This window comes from Micromonospora sp. NPDC049257 (assembly GCF_040678915.1).
In the GTDB taxonomy this organism is placed as follows: Bacteria; Actinomycetota; Actinomycetes; order Mycobacteriales; family Micromonosporaceae; genus Micromonospora; species Micromonospora antibiotica.
The window spans coordinates 1-21396 of record NZ_JBFAQU010000030.1 but is presented as its reverse complement, the minus strand read 5'-3'; the positions used below and the strand labels follow the sequence as shown (position 1 = coordinate 21396).

Annotated in this window: 24 protein-coding genes; 13 read left to right on the top strand and 11 right to left on the bottom strand. The window is 73.8% G+C overall.

The window, feature by feature from the left end; all coding sequences use genetic code 11:
- Window positions 1–13 precede the first annotated feature (13 nt).
- Window positions 14–1540: a long-chain fatty acid--CoA ligase gene (locus AB0K25_RS28050; RefSeq protein WP_363823600.1), complete on the top strand. Its 1527-nt coding sequence runs from the start codon at window positions 14–16 to the stop codon at window positions 1538–1540.
- Here AB0K25_RS28050 and AB0K25_RS28045 read toward each other — a convergent pair.
- The 6 genes from AB0K25_RS28045 to AB0K25_RS28020 all read right to left on the bottom strand — a co-directional run bounded on the left by AB0K25_RS28045 (window position 1464) and on the right by AB0K25_RS28020 (window position 7304).
- Window positions 1464–2357 (bottom strand): PaaX family transcriptional regulator C-terminal domain-containing protein, encoded by an 894-nt coding sequence (locus tag AB0K25_RS28045; protein ID WP_244253535.1) that lies wholly within the window; start codon window positions 2355–2357, stop codon window positions 1464–1466. The two genes, AB0K25_RS28050 and AB0K25_RS28045, sit on opposite strands and share 77 nt — an antisense overlap.
- A gap of 28 nt (window positions 2358–2385) precedes the next feature.
- Window positions 2386–3198 (bottom strand): ABC transporter ATP-binding protein, encoded by an 813-nt coding sequence (locus AB0K25_RS28040; RefSeq protein ID WP_219460691.1) that lies wholly within the window; start codon window positions 3196–3198, stop codon window positions 2386–2388.
- Entirely contained in the window at window positions 3191–4015 is an 825-nt protein-coding gene (locus AB0K25_RS28035) for an ABC transporter permease subunit (RefSeq protein WP_363823596.1), read from the bottom strand. The genes AB0K25_RS28040 and AB0K25_RS28035 overlap by 8 nt, the downstream gene beginning before the upstream one ends.
- Window positions 4012–4812, bottom strand: a complete 801-nt coding sequence (locus AB0K25_RS28030; RefSeq protein WP_363823593.1) for an ABC transporter permease — start codon at window positions 4810–4812, stop codon at window positions 4012–4014. Before AB0K25_RS28030 ends, AB0K25_RS28035 begins: the two co-directional genes overlap by 4 nt.
- A gap of 75 nt (window positions 4813–4887) precedes the next feature.
- On the bottom strand, window positions 4888–5850 hold the full coding sequence (locus tag AB0K25_RS28025; RefSeq protein ID WP_363823590.1) for an ABC transporter substrate-binding protein: 963 nt from the start codon (window positions 5848–5850) through the stop codon (window positions 4888–4890).
- A gap of 281 nt (window positions 5851–6131) precedes the next feature.
- Window positions 6132–7304 (bottom strand): 4-hydroxybenzoate 3-monooxygenase, encoded by a 1173-nt coding sequence (locus tag AB0K25_RS28020; protein ID WP_219460702.1) that lies wholly within the window; start codon window positions 7302–7304, stop codon window positions 6132–6134.
- A 258-nt stretch (window positions 7305–7562) separates the two neighbouring features.
- Here AB0K25_RS28020 and AB0K25_RS28015 point away from each other — a divergent pair, with 258 nt between their 5' ends.
- The 8 genes from AB0K25_RS28015 to AB0K25_RS27980 all read left to right on the top strand — a co-directional run bounded on the left by AB0K25_RS28015 (window position 7563) and on the right by AB0K25_RS27980 (window position 13816).
- Window positions 7563–8381: a CoA-transferase gene (locus tag AB0K25_RS28015; protein WP_363823587.1), complete on the top strand. Its 819-nt coding sequence runs from the start codon at window positions 7563–7565 to the stop codon at window positions 8379–8381.
- 88 nt (window positions 8382–8469) lie between these two features.
- Complete coding sequence (locus AB0K25_RS28010) at window positions 8470–9240, top strand: CoA-transferase (RefSeq protein ID WP_219469901.1); 771 nt, start codon at window positions 8470–8472, stop codon at window positions 9238–9240.
- A 12-nt stretch (window positions 9241–9252) separates the two neighbouring features.
- A complete protein-coding gene (gene pcaH / locus AB0K25_RS28005) occupies window positions 9253–10005 on the top strand; it encodes a protocatechuate 3,4-dioxygenase subunit beta (RefSeq protein ID WP_219460705.1) in 753 nt (250 codons plus the stop codon).
- Entirely contained in the window at window positions 9998–10570 is a 573-nt protein-coding gene (gene pcaG, locus AB0K25_RS28000; protein ID WP_219460707.1) for a protocatechuate 3,4-dioxygenase subunit alpha, read from the top strand. The genes pcaH and pcaG overlap by 8 nt, the downstream gene beginning before the upstream one ends.
- Entirely contained in the window at window positions 10545–11885 is a 1341-nt protein-coding gene (pcaB, locus tag AB0K25_RS27995; RefSeq protein WP_363823584.1) for a 3-carboxy-cis,cis-muconate cycloisomerase, read from the top strand. The genes pcaG and pcaB overlap by 26 nt, the downstream gene beginning before the upstream one ends.
- Window positions 11882–12655: a 3-oxoadipate enol-lactonase gene (pcaD, locus tag AB0K25_RS27990; RefSeq protein WP_357533973.1), complete on the top strand. Its 774-nt coding sequence runs from the start codon at window positions 11882–11884 to the stop codon at window positions 12653–12655. The genes pcaB and pcaD overlap by 4 nt, the downstream gene beginning before the upstream one ends.
- A complete protein-coding gene (gene pcaC / locus AB0K25_RS27985) occupies window positions 12655–13035 on the top strand; it encodes a 4-carboxymuconolactone decarboxylase (RefSeq protein ID WP_219469907.1) in 381 nt (126 codons plus the stop codon). The genes pcaD and pcaC overlap by 1 nt, the downstream gene beginning before the upstream one ends.
- 1 nt (window position 13036) lies before the next feature.
- Complete coding sequence (locus tag AB0K25_RS27980) at window positions 13037–13816, top strand: IclR family transcriptional regulator (RefSeq protein ID WP_219460714.1); 780 nt, start codon at window positions 13037–13039, stop codon at window positions 13814–13816.
- 45 nt (window positions 13817–13861) lie between these two features.
- Here the strand turns inward: AB0K25_RS27980 and AB0K25_RS27975 are convergent, their stop codons facing one another.
- From AB0K25_RS27975 to AB0K25_RS27960, 4 genes are all read right to left on the bottom strand, one after another.
- Entirely contained in the window at window positions 13862–14044 is a 183-nt protein-coding gene (locus tag AB0K25_RS27975; RefSeq protein ID WP_357533969.1) for a hypothetical protein, read from the bottom strand.
- A 167-nt stretch (window positions 14045–14211) separates the two neighbouring features.
- A complete protein-coding gene (locus tag AB0K25_RS27970) occupies window positions 14212–15456 on the bottom strand; it encodes a cellulose binding domain-containing protein (RefSeq protein WP_219460718.1) in 1245 nt (414 codons plus the stop codon).
- Window positions 15457–15712: 256 nt separating this feature from the next.
- A complete protein-coding gene (locus tag AB0K25_RS27965) occupies window positions 15713–16684 on the bottom strand; it encodes a PaaX family transcriptional regulator C-terminal domain-containing protein (protein WP_219460721.1) in 972 nt (323 codons plus the stop codon).
- A gap of 118 nt (window positions 16685–16802) precedes the next feature.
- Window positions 16803–17240, bottom strand: a complete 438-nt coding sequence (locus tag AB0K25_RS27960; RefSeq protein WP_219460724.1) for a DUF6223 family protein — start codon at window positions 17238–17240, stop codon at window positions 16803–16805.
- A gap of 220 nt (window positions 17241–17460) precedes the next feature.
- Here AB0K25_RS27960 and AB0K25_RS27955 point away from each other — a divergent pair, with 220 nt between their 5' ends.
- The 4 genes from AB0K25_RS27955 to AB0K25_RS27940 all read left to right on the top strand — a co-directional run bounded on the left by AB0K25_RS27955 (window position 17461) and on the right by AB0K25_RS27940 (window position 21138).
- Window positions 17461–18579 carry a histidine kinase gene (locus tag AB0K25_RS27955; RefSeq protein ID WP_363823578.1) on the top strand — a complete coding sequence of 373 codons (1119 nt, stop codon included), beginning with the start codon at window positions 17461–17463 and terminating at the stop codon, window positions 18577–18579.
- Window positions 18576–19238, top strand: coding sequence for a response regulator transcription factor (locus AB0K25_RS27950; RefSeq protein ID WP_219460731.1), 663 nt, complete (start codon window positions 18576–18578; stop codon window positions 19236–19238). The genes AB0K25_RS27955 and AB0K25_RS27950 overlap by 4 nt, the downstream gene beginning before the upstream one ends.
- A gap of 108 nt (window positions 19239–19346) precedes the next feature.
- On the top strand, window positions 19347–20255 hold the full coding sequence (locus AB0K25_RS27945) for a DUF2336 domain-containing protein (protein ID WP_219460734.1): 909 nt from the start codon (window positions 19347–19349) through the stop codon (window positions 20253–20255).
- Between the two features lie 235 nt (window positions 20256–20490).
- Window positions 20491–21138 carry a TetR/AcrR family transcriptional regulator gene (locus AB0K25_RS27940; protein ID WP_208570612.1) on the top strand — a complete coding sequence of 216 codons (648 nt, stop codon included), beginning with the start codon at window positions 20491–20493 and terminating at the stop codon, window positions 21136–21138.
- Window positions 21139–21246: 108 nt separating this feature from the next.
- Here the strand turns inward: AB0K25_RS27940 and AB0K25_RS27935 are convergent.
- Window positions 21247–21396 (bottom strand): acyl-CoA dehydrogenase family protein (locus AB0K25_RS27935; protein WP_363823651.1); only part of this gene is annotated, 150 nt, incomplete at its 5' end.

Below are 21396 nucleotides of genomic sequence, written 5' to 3'. Positions count from 1 at the left end.
CAGGAGACTGCTGATGCACCAGCACGGAATCGGTGCCTGGGTGGCCAGGCGTCGGCTCAGGTCCCCGGACAAGGTCGCCCTCGTCCACGGCGCGGACGCGACCGTCACCTACGCCCAGTTCGCCGACGCGGCGGACCGGGTCTCGGCGGTGCTGCGGGGGCGTGGTGTCGGCGTCGGTGACGCCGTCGCCTACCTGGGGGAGAACAGTCCGGAGTTCCTCCAGGTGATGTTCGGGGTGGCGCAGGTCGGCGCCGTCTTCGTGCCGGTGAACACCCGGCTGGCACCTCCCGAGGTGGGTCACCTACTGACCGACAGCGCGGCCCGGGTGCTGATCCACGATCCGGAGTTCGCCGCACCGGTGGCCGCCGCCCTGCCTGCCGCGCGGCCTCCGCAGACCGTCGTCACCGGCGAGGGCACCCCGCAGCGGCCGGGCCTGACCCGGCTGACCCGGGCGGTCGACGCCGGGCACCCCGGTCCTGCCCCCACCGGCCCGGACGATCCGGCGGCGATCGTCTACACCTCGGGCACGACCGGGCGGGCCAAGGGTGCGGTGCTGACCCACGGCAACCTCACCTGGGTCGCCCTCAACTGTGTGGTCGACTACGACGTCGTCTCGACCGACGTGGCGCTGATGATCTCGCCGCTGTTCCACGTCGCCTCGCTGGGGATGGGCGCGTTGCCCGTCATCCTCAAGGGCGCCACGATGGTCGTCGAGCGGGGCTTCGAGCCGGGCCGGGCGCTCGCGCAGATCGCCAGGCACCGGGTCACCATGCTCAGCGGGGTGCCGACCACCTACCAGCTGCTGGCCGACCACCCGGACTGGGCCACGACCGACCTGTCGACGCTGGCGAAGCTCACCTGCGGTGGCTCCGCGGTGCCGACCCGCATCCTCGACGCCTACGAGGCGCGCGGCCTGTCGTTCTCCCAGGGGTACGGGATGACCGAGGCGTCGCCGGGCGTGACCGCGCTGCCACCGGCGATGACCCGGGCCAAGCAGGGCAGCGTCGGTCTGCCGCACTTCTTCACCGACGTGCGGATCACCGACCCGGGCGGGGCGGTGCTGCCCGCCGGTGAGGTGGGTCAGATCGAGGTGGCCGGGCCCAACGTCTTTCCCGGCTATCACGGGCTGCCGACGGCGACCGCCGAGGCGTTCACCGCCGACGGCTGGTTCCGCTCGGGTGACCTGGGCCGCCTCGACGACGACGGCTGCCTCCACGTCTCCGGCCGGCTCAAGGACATGATCATTTCGGGTGGTGAGAACATCTACCCGGCCGAGATCGAGCTGCTGCTCGGCGAGATCGACGGGGTGGTCTCGGCGGCGGTCATCGGGGTGCCCGACGACCGCTGGGGTGAGGTGCCGTGGGCGGTGGTGACCGTACGGGAGGGGGCGCGCGTGGACACCGCCGTCGTGCGGGCGCACCTGGACGGTCGGATCGCCCGCTACAAGCTGCCCAGGAACGTGGTCATCGTGGACGAGTTGCCGCGGACCGCGTCGGGGAAGGTGCGGAAGACGCAGCTGCGGGCGCGGTTCGCCGGCTGACCGTGGGCCGGTGGGTGACGAGGGCGGCGAACTCCGCCGTGGACGCCTCGGCCAGCGCCCGGTGCGCCCGACGGTAGGTCTGCACCGACCGGGCCGCCGGCCACTGCGCGTCCATGAACTCCGCCGGTAGCCTCGGGTCGGCCCGCAGCAGCGCCAGCCAGTCCGCCACCAGCATCGTGCGCAGGGTCAGCGCGCCCGCCGCCGCCGTGGTCGCGGCCGGGTCGGCCCACCGGTCGATGAACGCGAGGTGCTCGCGCCGGATCGCCTCGATGTCCCAGGCGGCGCGTACGCTCTCGCCGATCGGGAAGCCGGCGAGTTCGCGGGCGTGGAAGGCGACCACGGCGTGCGGGGCGAGGTCCTGGCGCAGCGGTTCCAGCGACCCGGCGAGGTCGACCTCGCCGGGGGCCAGCCACAGCCCGTCGCGGATCGGCGCGAAGCCCTCCCAGGTGAGGGTGGAGCGCAGCCGGTGCCGCAGCGTGCGCTGCCCCTCCGGAATGGAGAAGGTGACCAGGGTCCAGCCGCTGCCCTGCGGGTCGAACGGCCTCGGCCCGCGCACCCGGTACGTCGCCTCACGCAGCACCGCCGCGCCGTGCTCGGTCAGCGAGAACAACGTCTCCCGGCCGCTGCGGCCCCGGGCGAGGATGCCGCTGCGCACCAGCCGGTCGAGGGTGGCCCGGGTCGCCGGTGCGGCGACCCCGGCCCCCTCCAGCACGGTGATCAGGACACTCGCCCGGATCGGCCCGGTGTCGGCGTCGACGACGTGTTCGCCGAAGAAGGCGAGCACCAGTTGCTTCGGCTGACGCCTACCCACAGTCATCCCCTCCGACGGGTGTCGCCCGGCGCGCTCACGGCGCGGGTCGCGGGGCCACATTGTGCCCGCGTTTGGCCCGCTGGATCTCGCCGTAGACGTGTGTGCGCAGCTCGGTGAACCGGGGCAGGGCGCGGGTGGTGATCTGGTCGCGCTCGGCCGGCAGGTCGACCGCGACGTCCTCGCGGACCCGGGTCGGCGCGTGGGACAACACGAGCACCCGTTGCCCGAGGTAGACCGACTCGTCGATGTCGTGGGTGACGAACAGCACCGAGATCCCGCGCCGGGCGTGCAGCTCACGCACCAGGTCCTCCAGGTCGGCCCGGGTCTGCGCGTCCACCGCGGCGAACGGTTCGTCCATGATCAGGACCTCGGGCTGGTACGCCACCGCCCGCGCGATCGCCACCCGCTGCTGCATCCCGCCGGAGAGCTGCCACGGGTGGCTGCGGGCGGCGTGCGCCAGACCCACCGCGTCGAGCGCGTCGGCGACCAGGGTGTCCCGCTGCGCGCGGGAGAGCTTCTTGTGCCGCAGCGGCAGCTCGACGTTGCCGCGCACCGTCAGCCACGGGTAGAGGCTGCGGCCGTACTCCTGGAACACCACGGCCATGGCGGGGCTGGGGCCGGTCACCGGCGTCCCGTGCATCTCGACCACACCGCCGGTGGGGCGCAGCAGGCCGGCGAGGCACTTCAGCAGGGTGGTCTTGCCGCACCCGGACGGTCCGACGATGCAGACGAGTTCGCCGGCGTCCATCGTGAAGCTGAGGTCCCCGATCGCCTCGACGTCGCCGGTGGGGGACTCGTAGACCTTGCGTAGCTGCTCCACCCGCAGCAGGGTGCCCCGGTCAGGCACGGTTGACCTCCCTGATTCCGTGGTACCAGCGCAGCACGCGCCGTTCGACGAGCCCGAAGACGACGGCGAGGAGCACGCCGACCCCGCCGAGCAGCAGGATGCCGCTCCACATCTCGGCGATGAGGTAGTTGCGTTGGAAGTAGGCGATCCGGTAACCCAGCCCGGCCGACGAGGCGAACATCTCGGAGATGACCATCAGGATGAGCGCGACCGAGAGGGCCTGCCGCACACCGGCCATGATCCGGGGGCTGGCGGCGGGGAGGACCAGGAACCACAGCCGCTCCCACCAGGTGACCCGGAACGACCGCGCGGTCTGCGTCAGCACGCTGTCGATGCCCCGGACCCCCTCGATCGTGTTCAGCAGGATCGGCCAGACCGCGCCGGAGACGATCACCACGACCTTCATGGTGTCGGTGATCCCGAGCAGGATCATCATCACCGGGATCAGCACCGGCGGCGGGATCGCCCGGAGGAACTCCAGCAGCGGTTCGAGCAGTTCCCGCAGCCACGGGGTCAGGCCGATGACGGTGCCGGCGGCGATGCCGAGCACGATCGACGCGGCGACGCCGAGGCCGAGGCGGGCGAGGCTGGGCAGCACGTCCTCGACGAACGCCGGCCCGATCCAGGTGTCGACGAAGGCGTCGGCGATCGTCACCGGGTCGGGGAAGAACCGGCTCGTCGTCCTGGTCGCCACCAGGCCCCACAGCACCAGCAGCAGCATCGGCAGCCCGAGCGCGTGCAGCACACCCGCCGCGGTGCGGTGACCGACCGCGCGGCGGCGCGGCGGGGCCACCGTCCTCCCCGGGTACGCGGTCACAGCGCCCGCTCCCCACGGACGGACTCGTGCCAGGACAACGTCCGCCGCTCGACGAACCGGAACACGAGGTTCACCGCCAGCCCGAGCAGTCCGGTGACCACGACGAGGGCGTACAGGCCGACGGCGTCGCCGGCGGAGCGGGACAGCTCGATCATGCGGCCGAGGCCCGGGTTGCCGATCACCATCTCCGCGGTGACGGCCAGGATGAGCGCCACCGCCGCCGCCAGCCGCAGGCCGGTCAGCAGGTACGGCAGGGTGGTCGGCAGGACGAGGTGCGTCCACCGTTCCCAGCGGCGCAGGCCGAAGCTGAGCGCGGTGTCCCGGGCGACCGTGTCGACGTCGGCGACCCCGTAGATCACCTGCACGAACACCTGCCAGAACGACGCGTAGACGATGATGACCAGGGCGGCCTGCCGTTGGATGCCGAACATCAGCACGGCGAGCGGGATGAGGGCGACCGACGGGATGGGGCGCAGGAACTCGACCATCGTGTGGGTGGCCCGCCGTAGGAACGGCACCAGGCCGACGACCGTACCGAGACCGACGGCGGCGATCGTCGCCACCGTCAGGCCGATCGCCCAGGAGGTCATGGTGCTGCCCAGCCGCCGCCAGAACGCGAGGTCGACGAGTTGTTCGGACAGCCGGGCGAGCACGTCCGTCACGTAGGGCAGGTACTGCGGGTCGATCAGGCCGAGTGCCGGGACGCTCTGCCAGACGGCGAGGAACCCGGCCAGGCCGGCGACGCCCAGCAGCGCCCTGCGTGGCGCGCGGGGGCGTCGGGTGGGGGGCAGGCGCATGTCACCTCCGTGGTCGCGGGGGGCGCGGCCGGCCCGTCCCGGTGCGTCGGCCGGGACGGGCGGTGCCGCACCGGGTCACTGCTGACGGATGAGCCGGTCGAGGTCGGGCTGCCGGTCGAGTACCCGGTACTTCTGCGCGAGTTCGGCGAGCTTCTGCAGGCTCGCCCGGTCGACGTCCCAGCCGAACGCCGGGAGCCGGACCGACTCCGCCACCGGCGGCGGCAGCTGGAGGTTGTCCTTGATGGCCTGTCGTACGGCCGGCTGGTTGGCGGGGTCCTGTGCCCACTCCAGGGTCTTCCTCATCGCCGCGGAGAAGTCCTCGACCAGCTTGGCGTCCTTGTCGGTGCGGGCGGTCGTGGTGATCGTGGTGAGGGTGGCCAGGCCGGGGACGACCGCCTGGTAGGGGGCGACGACCAGGGTGTCGCCCCGGCTCTTGAGCTGGGTGACGAAGGGTTCGGGCACCCAGGCGGCGTCGATGTTGCCCGCCGCCAGTTGGGCCGGGGCGTCGGGGAAGGCCACCTCGACGAACTTGATCTTTTTGGGGTCGCCGCCGTCCTGCTCCACCGCCGCCATGATGGTGACGTCGCCGGCCGCGCCCAGGCTGTTGACCGCGACCCGTTTGCCGGCGAGGTCGGCCGGTCGCCTGATGCCGGACTTCGCCGAGGCGACCACGGCGTTGATGTCGTCGCCGTCGGCGTACGAGGAGGCGTAGTTGCCGATGATGACGACGCCGAGGTTCTGCAGGTCGGCGCGGAACGGGCCGAAGGGCTGGCCGATCGCGAAGTCGATGTCGCCGTTCATCAACGCCGGGATGGCCTGCGCGCCGCCCTGGGCGGGGACCACCTCGACCTGGAGCCCCCGCTCGGCGAAGATGCCCGCCTTGATGCCGCCCCACAGCGCGGCGGTCTCGGTGATCGGCAGCGCCGCGACCCGGACCTTGCGCAGGTCGCCGGAGGTCGGCGCGGACGGGGTGGACGCGTCGGAGTCGGTACATCCGGTGAGGGCGATCGCGGTGACGGCGATCAACCCGAGAGCCATGACCTTCTTCATTGACGAGGCCCTTCCTGGGCGGGGGTGGTGGGGTGCGTCGGAAGCCGGCGGGATGCCTCGGATCTGCGGGGGACGACCGCTGCGTGAGGGGCGTACGCCGCTGTGTTGGCCATGGTCAGCCACCCCGGCATCGAAAGTCAAGAATTTCTGACGCCCGTCATGGATAAGTTGAACGACGGTGCGTCATGGTGGCGTCGCACCCGTCGCACCTGACGGCAGGGGCATCGCGGGGTGCCCACCACCCCGGGCTGAGCTGCGGTCCGGGCCGGTCAGACCTCGGGCAGGCCCACGTAGTTCTCGGCCAGGCTCGTCGCGTAGGCGCGGGAGGTGGCGGCGTACCGCAGCGTCGCGGTCTGCAACTTCGCCTCGTACGGGTCGTCGTGCGCCAACCGGTGCAGCATCGAGGTCATCCACCAGGAGAAGTGCTGCGCCCGCCACACCCGGCGCAGCGCGGTGGTCGAGTAGCCGGTCAGCAGGTCGGTGCGGCCCTGGTCGTACCACGCGGCGAACGCGTCGCCGAGCAGCGCCACGTCGGCCAGCGCCAGGTTCATGCCCTTCGCCCCGGTCGGCGGGACGATGTGCACGGCGTCCCCGGCCAGGTACAGCCGCTCCCACTGCATCGGCTCCACCACGAAGCTGCGCATCGGGGTGATGGACTTCTCCAGCACCGGTCCCTCGGTGAGCGACCAGCCCGGCACCGTCTCCAGCCGGACCCGCAGCTCCGCCCAGATCCGCTCGTCCGGCCACGCGGCGAGGTCCTCGTCGGGGGCGACCTGGAGGTAGAGCCGGGAGACCTGCGGTGAGCGCATGCTGTAAAGGGCGAAACCCCGCTCGTGGTGGGCGTAGACGAGTTCCTCCACGGCCGGCGCGGCGGCGGCGAGCACCCCCAGCCAGGCGAACGGGTACGCCCGTTCGTAGCTGGTCAGCACCCCGTCGGGCACCGCGCCCCGGCTCACCCCGTGGAACCCGTCGCAGCCGGCCACGAAGTCGCAGCGCAGCTCCTCCTCGCGGCCGTCGCGTCGGTAGTGGACCACCGGGTCGGGGGAGTCGAGCCCGTCGAGCCGGGTCACCTCGGCGTCGAACAGGATCGTGCCGCCGGCCGCGAGGCGGGCGGCGATCAGGTCCTTGACCACCTCCTGCTGCCCGTAGACGGTGATCGCCCGCCCGGTCAGTTCGGTCATCGGCACCCGGTGCGACTCCCCGGCGAAGCGCAGCTCGATGCCCTCGTGCCGCAGCCCCTCGCGGAGCAGCCGCTCGCCGAGGCCGGTGCGACAGAGCAGGTCGACCGAGCCCTGTTCGAGCACCCCGGCGCGCAGCCGCTGCTCGACGTGCTCGCGGCTGCGGCTCTCCAGCACCACCGAGGCGATGCCCTGCCGGTGCAGCAGGTGCGACAGCATGAGTCCCGCCGGCCCGGCGCCGACGATGCCGACCTGGGTACGCATCCCGGTCCGTCCTTCCTGGACGCCTGACCGCCACCTGGCTCCGGTCACGGGCCGCCGACGGTGTTCGCTGACCGAACGGGTGTTCTCTTCTAGAACGTTGGCACGTGCCCCGGCTCCCGTCAACGCCCTGCCCGGACGCCTGTCGACCGGCGCCGGGGGCGAGGCAGGACATTGACGGATGTCGCCGCCGGCCGTACGTTCGACATGAGCACGAAAGTCCGCATGGCGAACACCAGTCCGAGGCGAGGTGGCAGGCCCATGGCGAAGCTCGTCCCGCTGGCCGACGCCGTGGCGGAGTTGGTGCACGACGGCGACGTGGTGGCCCTGGAAGGGTTCACCCACCTCATCCCGTTCGCCGCCGGTCACGAGATCATCCGCCAGCGACGCCGGGAGCTGACCCTGGCGCGGATGACCCCCGACGTCATCTACGACCAGCTCATCGGGGCGGGATGTGCCCGCCGCCTGGTCTTCTCCTGGGGCGGCAACCCGGGAGTCGGTTCGCTGCACCGGTTCCGCGACGCCGTGCAGCACGCCTGGCCGGGTCCGCTGGAGCTGGAGGAGCACAGCCACGCCGGGATGGCCAACCGCTACGTGGCCGGCGCGTCCGGGCTGCCGTTCGCCGTGCTGCGCGGCTACACCGGCACCGACCTGCCCCGGCACACGGCCAACATCCGGCCGGTCGACTGCCCCTTCACCGGCGAGACCCTGACCGCCGTGGCGGCCCTGCGCCCCGACGTGACGGTGGTGCACGCCCAGCGCGCCGACCGGGCCGGCAACGTGCAGCTGTGGGGCATCACCGGCGTGCAGAAGGAGGCGGTGCTGGCCGCCCACCGTTCGCTGGTCACCGTCGAGGAGATCGTGGGCGAGCTGACGCCGGTGCCCGGCCAGGTGGTGCTGCCCGGCTGGGCGGTCACCGCCGTCGCCGAGGTACCCGGCGGCGCGCACCCCTCCTACGCCCAGGGCTACTCGGTGCGGGACAACGACTTCTACCGGGCCTGGGACGCGGTCAGCCGGGACCGCGACACCTTCCGGGCCTGGCTCGACCGGCACGTGCACCGGGCCGGGGCGGCGGCGTGAACGCGCGGCCCGCCACCGGGCACCGACCGCGCCCCGGGGTGTCGAGGTGAGCGGCCCGCGTCCGGGCACCGACTGGACCGCCGACGAGATGATGACCGTCGCCGCCGCCCGGCAACTGCGCGACGGCACGGCCTGCTTCGTCGGGATCGGGTTGCCGAGCACCGCGGCGAACCTCGCCCGGGTCACCCACGCCCCCAACCTGGTGCTCATCTACGAGTCCGGCTGCCTCGGCGCGAAACCCGACCGGCTCCCGCTGTCCATCGGCGACGGCGTCCTCGCCGACACCGCCGACGCGGTGGTGTCGGTGCCCGAGGTGTTCAACTACTGGCTCCAACCCGGCCGGATCGACGTGGGTTTCCTCGGTGCGGCGCAACTCGACCGGTACGGCAACCTCAACACCACCGTCGTCGGCGACTACGCCACCCCGGCGGTCCGGCTGCCCGGTGCCGGTGGGGCGCCGGAGATCGCCGCCTCCTGCGGCGAGGTCGTGGTGATCGTGCGGCAGAACCGCCGTACGTTCACCGAACGGGTCGACTTCGTCACCTCCGTCGGGTACGGGACAGGGCCGGGGGGCCGGGAACGGCTCGGCCTGCGCGGCGGCGGCCCCCGACTGGTGATCACCGACCTCGGGGTCCTCGAACCCGACCCGGTCAGCTGCGAGCTGACCCTGACCCGGCTGCACCCCGGCGTGACCCGGGAGCAGGCGCGGGCGGCGACCGGCTGGGACCTCGCCGTCGCCGACCCGCTGACCACCAACGACCCGCCGACGGCCCACGAGTTGGCGGTGCTGCGCGCGCTGGAGGCGACCAGGCACGGCACCCCTGCCGACCGGCCACCGGCCCCAGGCCCGACCGTCTGACGGGAGACGACGATGACCGAGGACACCGCCCATCGGGCCGGCAGGGCGCCCGTGCTGCCGGCGTACCGGCGTGACGACGTCGACGTCCACCCGCCCCTGCTCAGCCCCGACTACCGGTCGACGGTGGCGCGGGCACCACGGCGACCCCTGGCCCACCTGCCGCAGCGGCTGACCGAGGTCACCGGGCCGCTGCTGGGCCACGACCGGGTCGGTGACCTCGACCACGACCTGACCCGCCAGCACGACGGGCCACCGCAGGGGCAGCGGATCATCGTGCACGGCCGGGTCCGCGACGGCGACGGCCGCCCGGTGCCCCACACACTGGTGGAGATCTGGCAGGCCAACGCCGCCGGACGCTACCGCCACACCAGCGACACCTGGCCGGCCCCGCTCGACCCGCACTTCGACGGCGTGGGACGCACGCTCACCGACGACCAGGGACGGTACCGGTTCGTCACCGTGCAGCCCGGGGCCTACCCCTGGCGCAACCACGACAACGCCTGGCGGCCGGCGCACATCCACTTCTCCCTCTTCGGCCGGGCGTTCACCCAACGCCTGGTCACCCAGATGTACTTCCCCGGCGACCCGCTCTTCTTCCAGGACCCGGTGCTGCACTCCGTCCGTGACCCCGCCGCCCGGCAACGGCTGATCGCCCGGTACGACCACGCCGGCACCGAGCCGGAGTGGGCGCTGGCCTACGCGTTCGACATCGTGCTGCGGGGCCGGGAGGACACCCCCTTCGAGGACGGCGACGACGATGCGTGACCGGCTGGGCGTCACCCCCGCGCAGACCGTCGGGCCGTACCTGAGCATCGGGCTGCGCTGGCCCGACGGCCCGTACGTCGTCCCCGACGGCACCCCCGGCGCATTCTGGATCCGGGGCCGGATCGTCGACGGCACCGGAGCGCCGGTGGTCGACGCGCTGGTGGAGAGTTGGCAGGCCGACCCGGACGGCCGGTTCGACCATCCGGACGACCCGCGTGGGGCCCGGCCACCGGCGCTCGCCGGGTTCCGGGGATTCGGGCGCAGCGAGACCGACGACCAGGGGTGCTACCGGCTGCTCACCGTCCGACCGGGGGCGTTGCCCGACCCGGACGGCGGCGTCGAGGCACCGCACCTGACCCTGTCGGTCCTCGGCCGGGGGCTGCTGCACCGCCTGGTCACCCGGCTCTACTTCCCCGACGAGCCGGCGGCGAACGCCACCGACCCGGTGCTGACCGGCATCGACCCCGACCGCCGCGACACCCTGCTGGCCGCTGCCGCGCCGGACGGGTTCCGCTTCGACATCCACCTGCAGGGTGACCGTGAGACCGTCTTCTTCGCCCTCTGACGGCCTGCTCTCCGGCCTGTCCGGCAACCCGGACGTGGACGGCGAACTCGACGATCCGGCCCTGCTGCGGGCGCTGCTCGACGCGGAGGCCGCACTCGCCCGGGCCGGTGCGGACGCCGGGGTGCTGCCGGCACGGGCGGCCGACGCGATCGTCGCCCGCTGCCACGCCGAGCGGTACGACCCGGCGGCACTCGGCCGGGCCGCCGACGCCGCCGGAAACCCGGTCGTCCCGCTCGTGCGGGAGTTGACCGCCGCCGTGCCCGGGCCCGCCCGGGGGTGGGTGCACCACGGAGCGACCAGCCAGGACATCATGGACACCGCGCTGAGCCTGGTCGTCGTCCGGGCACTCGGACCGGTGCTGCGCCACCTCGACGAGGCCGTCGCCGCCGCCGCCCGGCTCGCCGACACCCACCGCGACACCGTGCTGGTCGGCCGGACCCTCGGACAGCAGGCGGCACCCACCACGTTCGGGCTCACCGCCGCCGGCTGGCTGACCGGCCTCACGCAGGCCCGTGACCGGCTCCGACAGGCCGGCGACGGGCAGCCCGCCCAACTCGGCGGTGCGGTCGGCACCCTGGCCGCACTCGGCCCGGCCGGCCCCGAGATCGCCGCCCGGTTCGCCGTCCGGCTGGGGCTGCCCGCGCCCGCGCTGCCCTGGCACACCCGACGACAACCCCGCCTCGACCTGGCCGCCGCCCTCGGGGGCCTACTCACGGCCACCGGCAAGGTGGCGCTCGACGTCGGGCTGCTCGCCCGAACCGAGATCGGTGAGGTCGCCGAGGGTGGCACGGGCCGGGGCGGCTCCTCGGCCATGCCGCACAAACGCAACCCGGTGGACTCGATCCTGATCGGTGCCGCCGCGCGCCGTGGTCCGGGCCTCGTCGCCACGTTGTACGCCGCAGCGGTGCAGGAGCACGAGCGGGCCGCCGGTGGCTGGCACGCCGAATGGGAGCCGCTGCGCGACCTGCTGCACCTGGCCGGCGGTGCCGGCGGCCGGTGCGCCCGGCTGCTGGCCGGGCTGCGGGTCGATCCCGGGCGGATGCGGGCGAACCTCGACGCGACCGGTGGGCGGGTGCTCGCCGAGGCCGTCGCCGCCCGGCTGGCCCCCGCCGTCGGCCGCGACGTCGCGCACGACCTGGTCGCCCGCGCCGCCGCCGCACCCGCGTTCCGCGCCGCGCTGCTCGCCGACCCCGAGATCCGCGCCCACCTGTCCGGGACGGAGATCGACGAGGCGCTCGACCCGTACCGCTGGCTCGGGTCGGCCGGCGTGTTCGTCGACCGGGCGTTGGCCGCCGCCCGGGCAGCGCAGGCATGACCGCCCGGCTGCACCTCACCGTCGACGGTCCGGCCACCGCGCCGGTGCTGCTGCTCGGCGGCTCCCTCGGCACCACCGCCGCGATGTGGGAACCCCAGGTCCCGGCGTTGGCCGAGCGGTTTCGGGTCATCCGGTACGACCACCTGGGCCACGGTCGGTCGGCGGTGCCGGCCGGGCCGTACACCTTGGATCTGCTGGGCCGGGAACTGCTGCGGACGCTGGACCGTCTCGACGTGCCGTGGGTCCACTACGCGGGGTTGTCCCTCGGCGGCATGGTCGGCATGTGGCTCGCCGCCCACGCGCCCGACCGGGTGCGGCGGCTGGCCCTGCTGTGCACCTCGGCGTGGCTCGGCCCGGCCGGGCCGTGGCGGGAACGGGCGGCGACGGTGCGCGCCGGTGGCCTGCCGGCGATCGCCGACGCGGTGGTGGCCCGCTGGTTCACCCCGGCGTTCGCCACCGCCCGGCCGGACGTGGTGGCCGCGCACCGCACCATGCTGACCGCGACCTCCCCGGCCGGATACGCGGCCTGCTGCGAGGCGATCGCCGCGATGGACCTGCGCCCCGAACTGGGCCGGATCGTCACACCGACCCTGGTCGTCGCGGGCGCGGACGACCCGGCCACCCCGGTGGCGTGCGCCCGGGAGATCGTCGGACGCGTCCCCGGTGCGCGGTTGGTCGTCCTCGACGCCGCGGCGCACCTGGCCAACGTCGAGCAACCCGCGCGGGTGGGCCGACTGCTGCGGGAACACTTCGAGGAACCGGGTGGATGATGGACGACCACGAGCGGCACGAGGCCGGCATGACGGTACGCCGGCAGGTGCTCGGCGACGCGCACGTCGACCGCGCGGTCGCCGGCACCGACGGGTTCACCGCCGACTTCCAGGACTTCATCACCCGCTACGCCTGGGGGGAGGTGTGGACCCGGCCCGGCCTCGACCGGCGTACCCGCAGCTGCATCACCCTCGCCGTGCTCGCCGCCCTGCGCCACGAGGAGGAGTTGGCGATGCACGTACGGGCCGCGCTGGGCAACGGGCTGACCGAACAGGAGGTGGCGGAGGTCCTGCTCCAGGTGGGCGTCTACGCTGGCGTACCGGCGGCGAACCGGGCGTTCACGGTGGCCCGGGAGGCCCTGCGGCGGGAGGCTGGGTGAGGTGGGCGGTCAGGCGGCACGGTCACCGGAGTTCGTGCAGTCGTTGGAGCGTGGGCTCGCGGTGATCCGGGCGTTCGACGCCGAGCATCCGCAGCTCACCCTGAGCGACGTGGCCCGCCGCACCGGGCTGACCCGGGCCGCGGCCCGCCGGTTCCTGCTCACCCTGGTCGAGCTGGGGTACGTGCACACCGACGGCCGGCTGTTCTCGCTGCGGGCGCGGATCCTCGCCCTCGGCTACGCCTACCTGTCCGGCCTGAGCCTGCCCGAGATCGCCCAACCGCACATGGAAGCGCTGGTCGCGCAGGTGCACGAGTCCTGCTCGGTGTCGGTGCTCGACGGCGAGGAGGTGGTCTACGTCGCCCGGGTGCCCACCAAACGGATCATGACGGTGGGGATCAGCGTCGGCACCCGGTTCCCCGCGTACGCCACGTCGATGGGTCGGGTGCTGCTCGCCGCGCAACCTTCGGACCGGCTGGACGACTACCTCGCCACCGCGCAGCTGCAACAGTTGACCCGGCGCACCGTCACCGACCCGGCGAAGCTACGGGCGATCCTGACGAAGATCGCCGCCCAGGGGTACGCGATCGTGGACCAGGAGTTGGAGGAGGGACTACGGTCGCTGGCCGCGCCGGTCCACGGTGCGCACGGCACGGTGGTCGCGGCGGTGAACCTGTCCGCCCACGCCAGCCGGGGGTCGTTCGAGCTGATCCGGCGGGAACTGCTCCCACCGCTGCTGGCCACGGCCCGGCGGATCGAGGAGGACCTGCGCGGATCGTCCTGAACCGGCCGCCACCGCCCCGGGCCCGTCGGCACCGGTGCCCTGTCGTCACTGGACCCGGTAGAGCCGGCTCGCCGGGTCCACGACGGCGGTCAACTGCCGGCCGGGCACGAGTCCCGGATCGACGGGCCGGACCGTGTCCGCCTCTAAGGGGGCGAAGCCGGGCCCGCTGATCCGCAGGCGCAGGGCGAGCCCCGGGTCCTCTCCGCCCAGGTGGTGCGCGACGGTCATTCCGGCACCCTGGAACACCGCTCGTCGTCCGGGCACCCCGTAGCGCCGTCCGTCGTCCGGGCACCCCCGTAGCGCTGTCCGTCGTCCGGGCACCCGGGGGTCGTGCGGGTGGGTCGGCACCAGGCCCCGGCCCACCCGCACGGACTGCTTCCCCGGCTGCGCGACGGTCAGCTGCCGGTGCAGGTGGCGGTGGCGCCGGCGCCGGTCCCGGTGCCCTGGAACCCGAAGCTGGTGCCCTGCCCGGCGCCCAGCCGTCCGTTGTAGCTCTGGTTGGTGACGGTGATGGTGCCGCTCGTGCCGGTGGCGACGCCGTTCCACACCGAGCTGACCGCTGCGCCGCCCGGCAGGGTCAGGGTGACCCGCCAGCCGGTGAGCGCGGCGGACCCGGCGGTGACGCTGACGTTGGCGACGAACCCGCCGTTCCACTGGTCCTGTATGGCGTAGACGGCGGTGCAGCCGGCCCCACCGGGCGGGGGAGTGGTGGGCGGGGGAGTCGTCGGCGGCGGGGTGGTCGGCGGGGGAGTGGTGGGTGGTGGGGTCGTGGGCGGCGGGGTGGTCGGCGGCGGGCCGTCGAGCGTCAGGTTCTTCTGCTGGACGGTCCACTGGGTGCGGCACAGCCCGCAGTTCGCGCCGACGAAGTTGCTGCCGGCGGTGGTGTCGCCCTTGAGCCGCCACTTGAGGTAGAGCACCGCCACCCGGCCGAACTCGCCCCCGTTGGGCTGGTCGTAGGTGCCGCCGTGCCCGACGTTGAGGTTGCCCATGAAGGCGGGCAGTCCGGTGGGCAACTTGCCCCAGTCGTCGATGGCGTTGGGGTAGGCGATGTCGCTGGGCCCGCCGACGAAGTAGGCGATCGGTTTGGTGAGCCGCCGGAGCTGGTAGTCGTCGGCGTCGTTGAGCAGGCCGCTGCTGAAGATGCCGGTGGTGGTGACGCGCGGGTCGTTGGAGACGGCGTACGCCTCCAGACCACCGCAGGAGAAGCCGGCGACGGCGACCTTGCCGGTGTCGATCCGGTTGTAGTACTTGCTGCCCTGGCGGGAGTTCTCCGCCACCGCCCAGTCGATGGACTGGGTGAGCATCTGCGAGTTGGTGGAGCCGGAGGCGTTCGGGCCGCCGTTGGCGATGGCCAGGAAGCCGTGCGAGGCGATCTCGCGCAGGAAGTTGCCCTGCGAGAGACCGTTGGCCGAGCAGCCGCCGTTGCCCCACACGAGGATCGGCAGGCGTTCGGTCGGCAGTGTCTGGGGTCGGAAGATGGTGTGGTTGGGCAGGCTGGTCGCGGTTTCGTAGTCGGCGGGATAGGGCCCCGATCCGCCGACTGCGGCGTCGGCCGGCGTCGCGCCGAGGGCCATCAGCACGGCTGCTGCCGGCACCAGCGCGGCGGTCAGGCCCGCGTACAGCTTCGATCTCCTTGGCATGCACCCTCCTGCGGGTGTCGGCGGTGGCACCCCCTGCGGTGGCGGGTCTGCCGCCGGGCCCGACCAGGGTGGTCAGCGCCGGCAACGGGCGGGCCGACGTGGACGCGTCGACCGGCCGGCCGCAGTCCCCACAGGCGGTCGCGGTATGCAGTTACTATCACTGCGGTAACGAAAAGTGTCAATGTCTTGCCCGTCTGGCGGACCGGTCCGACGCCGTCCGTGCGTTGCCGGCCGGGGCACAGCCGCACCCCCGGCGTCAGCCGGTGCGGCGGAGGGCTCCGCACGAGCCGCCGGTCGGCTCCGGGCGGGCGGCGTCGCGGGCGGCGTGGAAGTGGGTGATCCACCCGGCGGCGTCCGGCCAGTGCGGGGTGGTCACCTCGACCAGGCGGGCCTGGGCGAGTGCGCCGAGCCCCGCGTGGATGTCCAGGAAGGTCTCCCGGGCCTGCTGGCGGGGCCAGGGCGTCGGCAGCAGGTGCGTGGGCAGGTCCGGGTCGGTGTCGGCGAACCTGCGCCACGAGTCCATCGCGGAGGTCCGCGCCACCAGCGCCGTGGCCGGGTCGACCGTGCCCCGGCGGGCGGCCACCCGCAACGGCGCGAACCGCGCGACGAAGGCCGCGTAGCCGGCGGCCAGCCCGGTCAGGTCGTACGCCGCAGCCGGGCCGTGCGGGCCGGCCTCCTCGTCGAAGCGGACGTGCAGCACCGACCAGCGGGCCCCCTCGACGGGGTGCAGCAGCGCCTCCAGCTCCGCCCTGACCGGTGCGGCGTGACTGCCCGGCGTGATCCACACGCTGTCGTAGAGCCGCACGAAACCGTGCGCGGTCAACGCCCGGCGCACCGTGTGCCGGGCCGCCTGGCCGCAGCTGGGGAGGGAGAAGGAGACCTGCACCCAGTCCCCGGTCCAGGGCGGCGGCTGCGCGCCGAAGTCCAGGAAGTGCCGCATCCGGGAGCGGTGTCGGGCGATCGCCGCAGGTGTGAGGTGGTAGACCGGCGGCCGGGTGTCGCCCCGGATCGCGATCAGGCCCCGCTTGACCAGCCGGGACAGGGCGGCCCGGGCGCTGGGCTCGGTGACCCCGAACTCCCGCAGCATCGCGATGACCGCCCCCGACGGCAGGTCGGCCACCGCGGAGTCGAGGTATTCGCCGAGCAGGGTGGCCAGCAGGTGCTGCGGGCTCGACCCGTGCTGGGCCCGGGGGGTGCGGACGTCGTCGACGGGCTGTTCGGCGTTCACCCCGTCAGATTGCCGCACCGCCGGACGTTCGACGCCGCTGGCCGGCCCGGCGGCTCACCCGGTCGCCGGGTCGCCCTGCCCCACCGGGAGGCCCGGGGCCGCCGCGCCGGTGGCCGGCTCACCCGGCCCGGCGGCTGCGGGTCAGCGCCAGCCCGCCCAGCCCGACGGCGAGCAACCCCAGCACCAGGGCCAGGTAACCGCCGCCGCGCCCGTTGCCGGTGCCGATGCCGCTGTCCGAAGTGGCCACCACCAGAGCGCCCAGGGCCGTGCCGACCACCCCTGCCGTCAGGGCCAGGACGGCGCCGCGCCGTCCGCCGCCGGGCCGGACGGTGGGCCGGCCCAGCGCCAGCCCGCCGATGACCAGCCCGGCCAGACCCAGCAGCGCGGCGAGCGTCGCCCCGAGTCGCCCGGCGCTCATGGTGGTGACGTCGACGGCGGCCTGCCGCGCCGAGGGGTGCGCCGATGCCGGGGCGGCGAACCAGGTCCCGCCGAGAACGGCGGCGGTGACGGTCGTCGACACCAGTCGGGACGCCCGGGAATTGCCTGCTGCACGCATGATGATGCTCCTCTGTCCACGACGCGTGGTCCCGCGCGCCGGTCTCCCCGATCATGTCGCCGGGCCCGGCCGTCGTCGTCCGGCGAACGTGGACGGTTCGCACTGCCGCCGGGGCGTACCCGGGCACCGCCGACGCGGTAGGGGTACCGCGTCCGTGGTAGCCCCCGGGTCGTCCGCCAGCAGGACCCGCCGGGCGGCGGCACCCGGTTAGGGTGCGCGGATGAGCACAGCACGCCGCGGTGTCCGGGACTGGGCGATCGCCGGCGCGGTGGCGGTCACGCTGGTGGTCGCCGGGCTGGCCGGTCATTCCGGCGACCCGGGTCGCTCCCCGGTCGGCTACGCGTTGCTGGCGGCCGGTGGCCTGACCCTCGCCGCCCGCCGCCGCGCCCCGGTCGCCGTGCTGGTCGGCACCGGGGCGTGCGCGGTGGGGTGCCAGGCGGCCGGCTTCGACGTGCCCGCCGTCGCCTTCCTGTTCGCCGTGTACGCCGCCGTCCGGGCGGGGCACCGCACGGCCACGGTGGTGGCGGCGGTGACGATGCTGGTGGCGCTGCCGCTGGTGGTTCTCGGCCCGCCGCAGCAACTGGCCCTGGGCGCGGCTCTCGCCCGGTCCCGGGGGGTGCTCGAACTGGCCTGGCTGGTCGCCGCCGGTGCGGCGGGGGAGGCGTTGCGGCAGGCCGAGCGGCGGGCGGACGAGGCCGAGCGTACCCGGGAGGAGACCGCACGGCGTCGGGCCGACGAGGAGCGACTGCACATCGCGCGGGAGCTGCACGACTCGCTCACCCACCAGATATCGGTCATCAAGGTGCAGTCCGAGGTGGCCGTGCATCTGGCCCGCAAGCGCGGCGAGGAGGTGCCGGAGGCCCTGCTGGCGATCCGGGCGGCCGGTCGGGAGGCGACCCGGGAGCTGCGGGCCACTCTGGAGGTGCTACGGGACGACGGTGGGTCCACGCCGCGCGGTCTCGACCACGTCCCGGAACTGGTGCGTCAGGCCCGGGCAGCCGGGCTGGACACCACACTGACCGTCGGGGGAGACCCGCACGACGTTCCGACGGCGGTCGGTCGGACGGCGTACCGGATCGTCCAGGAGTCCCTCACCAACGTCACCCGGCATGCCGCCGCCGCCACGGCGTCGGTCCGGATCGACTACCGTCCGGGTGCGCTGGCCATCCAGGTCGACGACGACGGCAGCGCCCTCCCGACCGGCGGGCCGACGCGCGGCGTCGGACTGCTCGGCATGCGTGAACGGGTGGCCGCGCTCGGCGGCCGGCTGCGCGCCGGACCGCGCGGGGACGGCGGGTTCACCGTCCGCGCCGAGCTTCCCACGGGTGGCACGCCGTGATCCGGGTCCTGCTGGTCGACGACCAACCGCTGCTGCGTAGCGGCTTCCGTGCGTTGCTCGACATGGAGGACGACATCGAGGTGGTGGGGGAGGCCGCCGACGGTGTGGCGGCGGTGACGCTCGCCCGCCGGCACCGGCCGGACATCGCGCTGCTCGACATCCAGATGCCGGTGATGGACGGCATCGAGGCGACCCGGCGCATCGTCGCGGACCCGACCCTGACCGGGGTGCACGTGGTCATCCTGACCAACTACGGCCTGGACGAGTACGTCTTCGACGCGTTACGCGCCGGTGCGGCCGGGTTCCTGGTCAAGGACGTCGTGCCGGAGGACTTCCTGCACGCGGTCCGGGTCGCCGCTCGGGGTGACGCCCTGCTCGCGCCGTCGATCACCCGCAGACTCATCGACCGGTACGTCGCCGCCCGCCCCCGGGTCCACGCCGGCGTCGGGTTGGCCGGGCTGACCGGCCGGGAGCGCGAGACCGTCGTCCTGGTCGCGCGGGGGCTGTCCACCGCGGAGATCGCCGCCCGGTTGGTGATCAGCCCGTTGACCGCGAAGACCCACATCAACCGGGCGATGACCAAGCTCCACGCCCGCGACCGGGCCCAACTGGTGATCATCGCCTACGAGTCCGGCCTGGTCGCCCCCGGCGGAGGATGAGCGCCACGGCGGCCCGGGTGTGACGTACGGGCGGGGTCGGGAGGGTGGCGGGTCGGGGCACCGGTCGGCCTCGCGGCGTGCCCGGTGGGCCGTGACATGATGACGCCCATGGGCAAGCAGCAGGACGTCGGCGGGACCGACCGTCGCAGTGGGTCGGGTGCCGCGGCGCAGGAGGCGACGGACGGTGGGGTCGAGGCCCGGCTCGCCCTCGCGCAGGACCCCGGCACGGCCCATCTGACCCTGATCGACCTGGCCGCCGACCCGTCGCCGGTGGTCCGCCGGGCGGTAGCCACCCGGGCCGACGCGCCCGCCCAGGCGCTGCGTCCGCTGACCCGCGACCCGGACCGTGAGGTGCGGGAGGCGGTGGCGAGGAACCCGGCGACCTCGATCGCCAACCTCCTGCGCCTGGTCAAGGACGCCGACCGGTGGGTCCGCTGGGCGGTCGCCGGCAATCCGGCCTGCGACGAATCGGTGCGTCGGGTGATGGCGCAGACCGCGGACAAGGAGCTGCGTGGTCTGCTCGCCGAGTCGCGGGAGCTGGAGCCGGAGCTGGCCGCGCGGCTGGTCGACGACGTCTCACCCGAGGTGCGGGAACGGCTCGCCACCCACACCCACGACCCCGAGGTGATCACCGCCCTGCTGGCCGATCGGACGGCCCGGGTACGCAAGGGGCTGGCCCGCAATCCGCGGACCACCGCCGTGCACCGCGGCGCGCTCGCCCGGGACCCGGTGCCGGACGTCCGCGCCGCGTTGGTGCTGACCGTCGAGTTGGACGAGGCGGATCTGCGCGACCTGGTCGACGACCGGTCGGTGCAGGTGCGGATGGCGGTGGCGACGTCGGAGTTCGTCCCGCCGCACCTGCGGCAGGTGCTCGCCGACGACCCCGACGAGATGGTGGCCGGTGCGGCCCGGGAGTTCCGCCCCGGGGCGGCGACCTCCCCGGTGGTACGCGTGCCGCGCGTCGGTCACCGGGCCGGGACGCCCGGTCGCGGCCGGTCGGGCGACGCCCGGCGCTGAGTCCGCCCGGCGCCGGGTCCGGCCCGTTCCGCCGTTCCCGCCTGCGGCGGCCCTGTGCTCCGACACCGCTGTGGTGGAGGTCGTCGGTGGTCGTGACCACGGGCGTCGCCGCCGGTATTCCCGGCGACGGCTGGTGGCCGCCGAATCTCGGGCGGATTGACCGGGGTGGCTCTCTTCGTTTCCTTCCGACCGGACGGTAGCATTGTGTGGCTGTACTCGGGATAGGAGGCCACCAATGGCGCGCGCGACGTCTCGCCCGGAGTCGACCCGACGCCGGCAACGCTGGCCCGACGGGTACGACCCGGAGAACACCCGTAACTCGTTGATCACCAGTGCGCTGGGGTTGATCGAGCAGCGTGGCTTCGACCGCACCTCGGTGCAGGAGATCGCCGACCAGGCGCAGCTCACCAAGGGCGCCTTCTATCACCATTTCGCCAGCAAGGACGACCTGCTGCGGCACATCCAGGAGGAGTACCTCGAGGCGCAGCTCGCCGCGATCCAGAAGATCGAAGCCGACAGTGACGACCCGACCGTGCGGGTACGGGAGCTGATCCGGTTCAGCCTCACCAGCGTGGCCGAGTACCGGGCCCACGTGACGATCTTCTACCAGGAGCGGCGGTATCTGACCGGGGACCTGTTCGCCGAGGTGACCCGCAAGCGTGGCCTGGTGGAGGCCGCCTTCGCCGGGATGGTCGCCGACGGTGTCGCCCGGGGGGTGTTCCGCGCGGACGTCGACCCGCGTATCGCCACCTTCGGGCTGGTCGGCATGTGCGCCTGGGCGTACCAGTGGCTCAACGTCGGTGGTCCGCTCAGCGTCGACGAGGTGGCCCGCCAGTTCGGCGCGATGGTGCTGGAGGGGCTGACCGCCCGGCCGGGCAGCTGATCCGGTGGATGGTCGGCCCGGGTCGTCGGCCCGCAAACGCCGCCGTCAGGTGGGACGGCTCGTCAGGCGGGACGGCTCGTCAGCCGGGTGCCCGCAGGTGGTTGATCGTCAGCCGGCGAGCAGCTGGCGGGCCATGACGATGCGTTGGACCTGGTTGGTGCCCTCGTAGATCTGGGTGATCTTGGCGTCGCGCATCATCCGCTCGACCGGGTAGTCCCGGGTGTAGCCGTACCCGCCCAGCAACTGCACCGCGTCGGT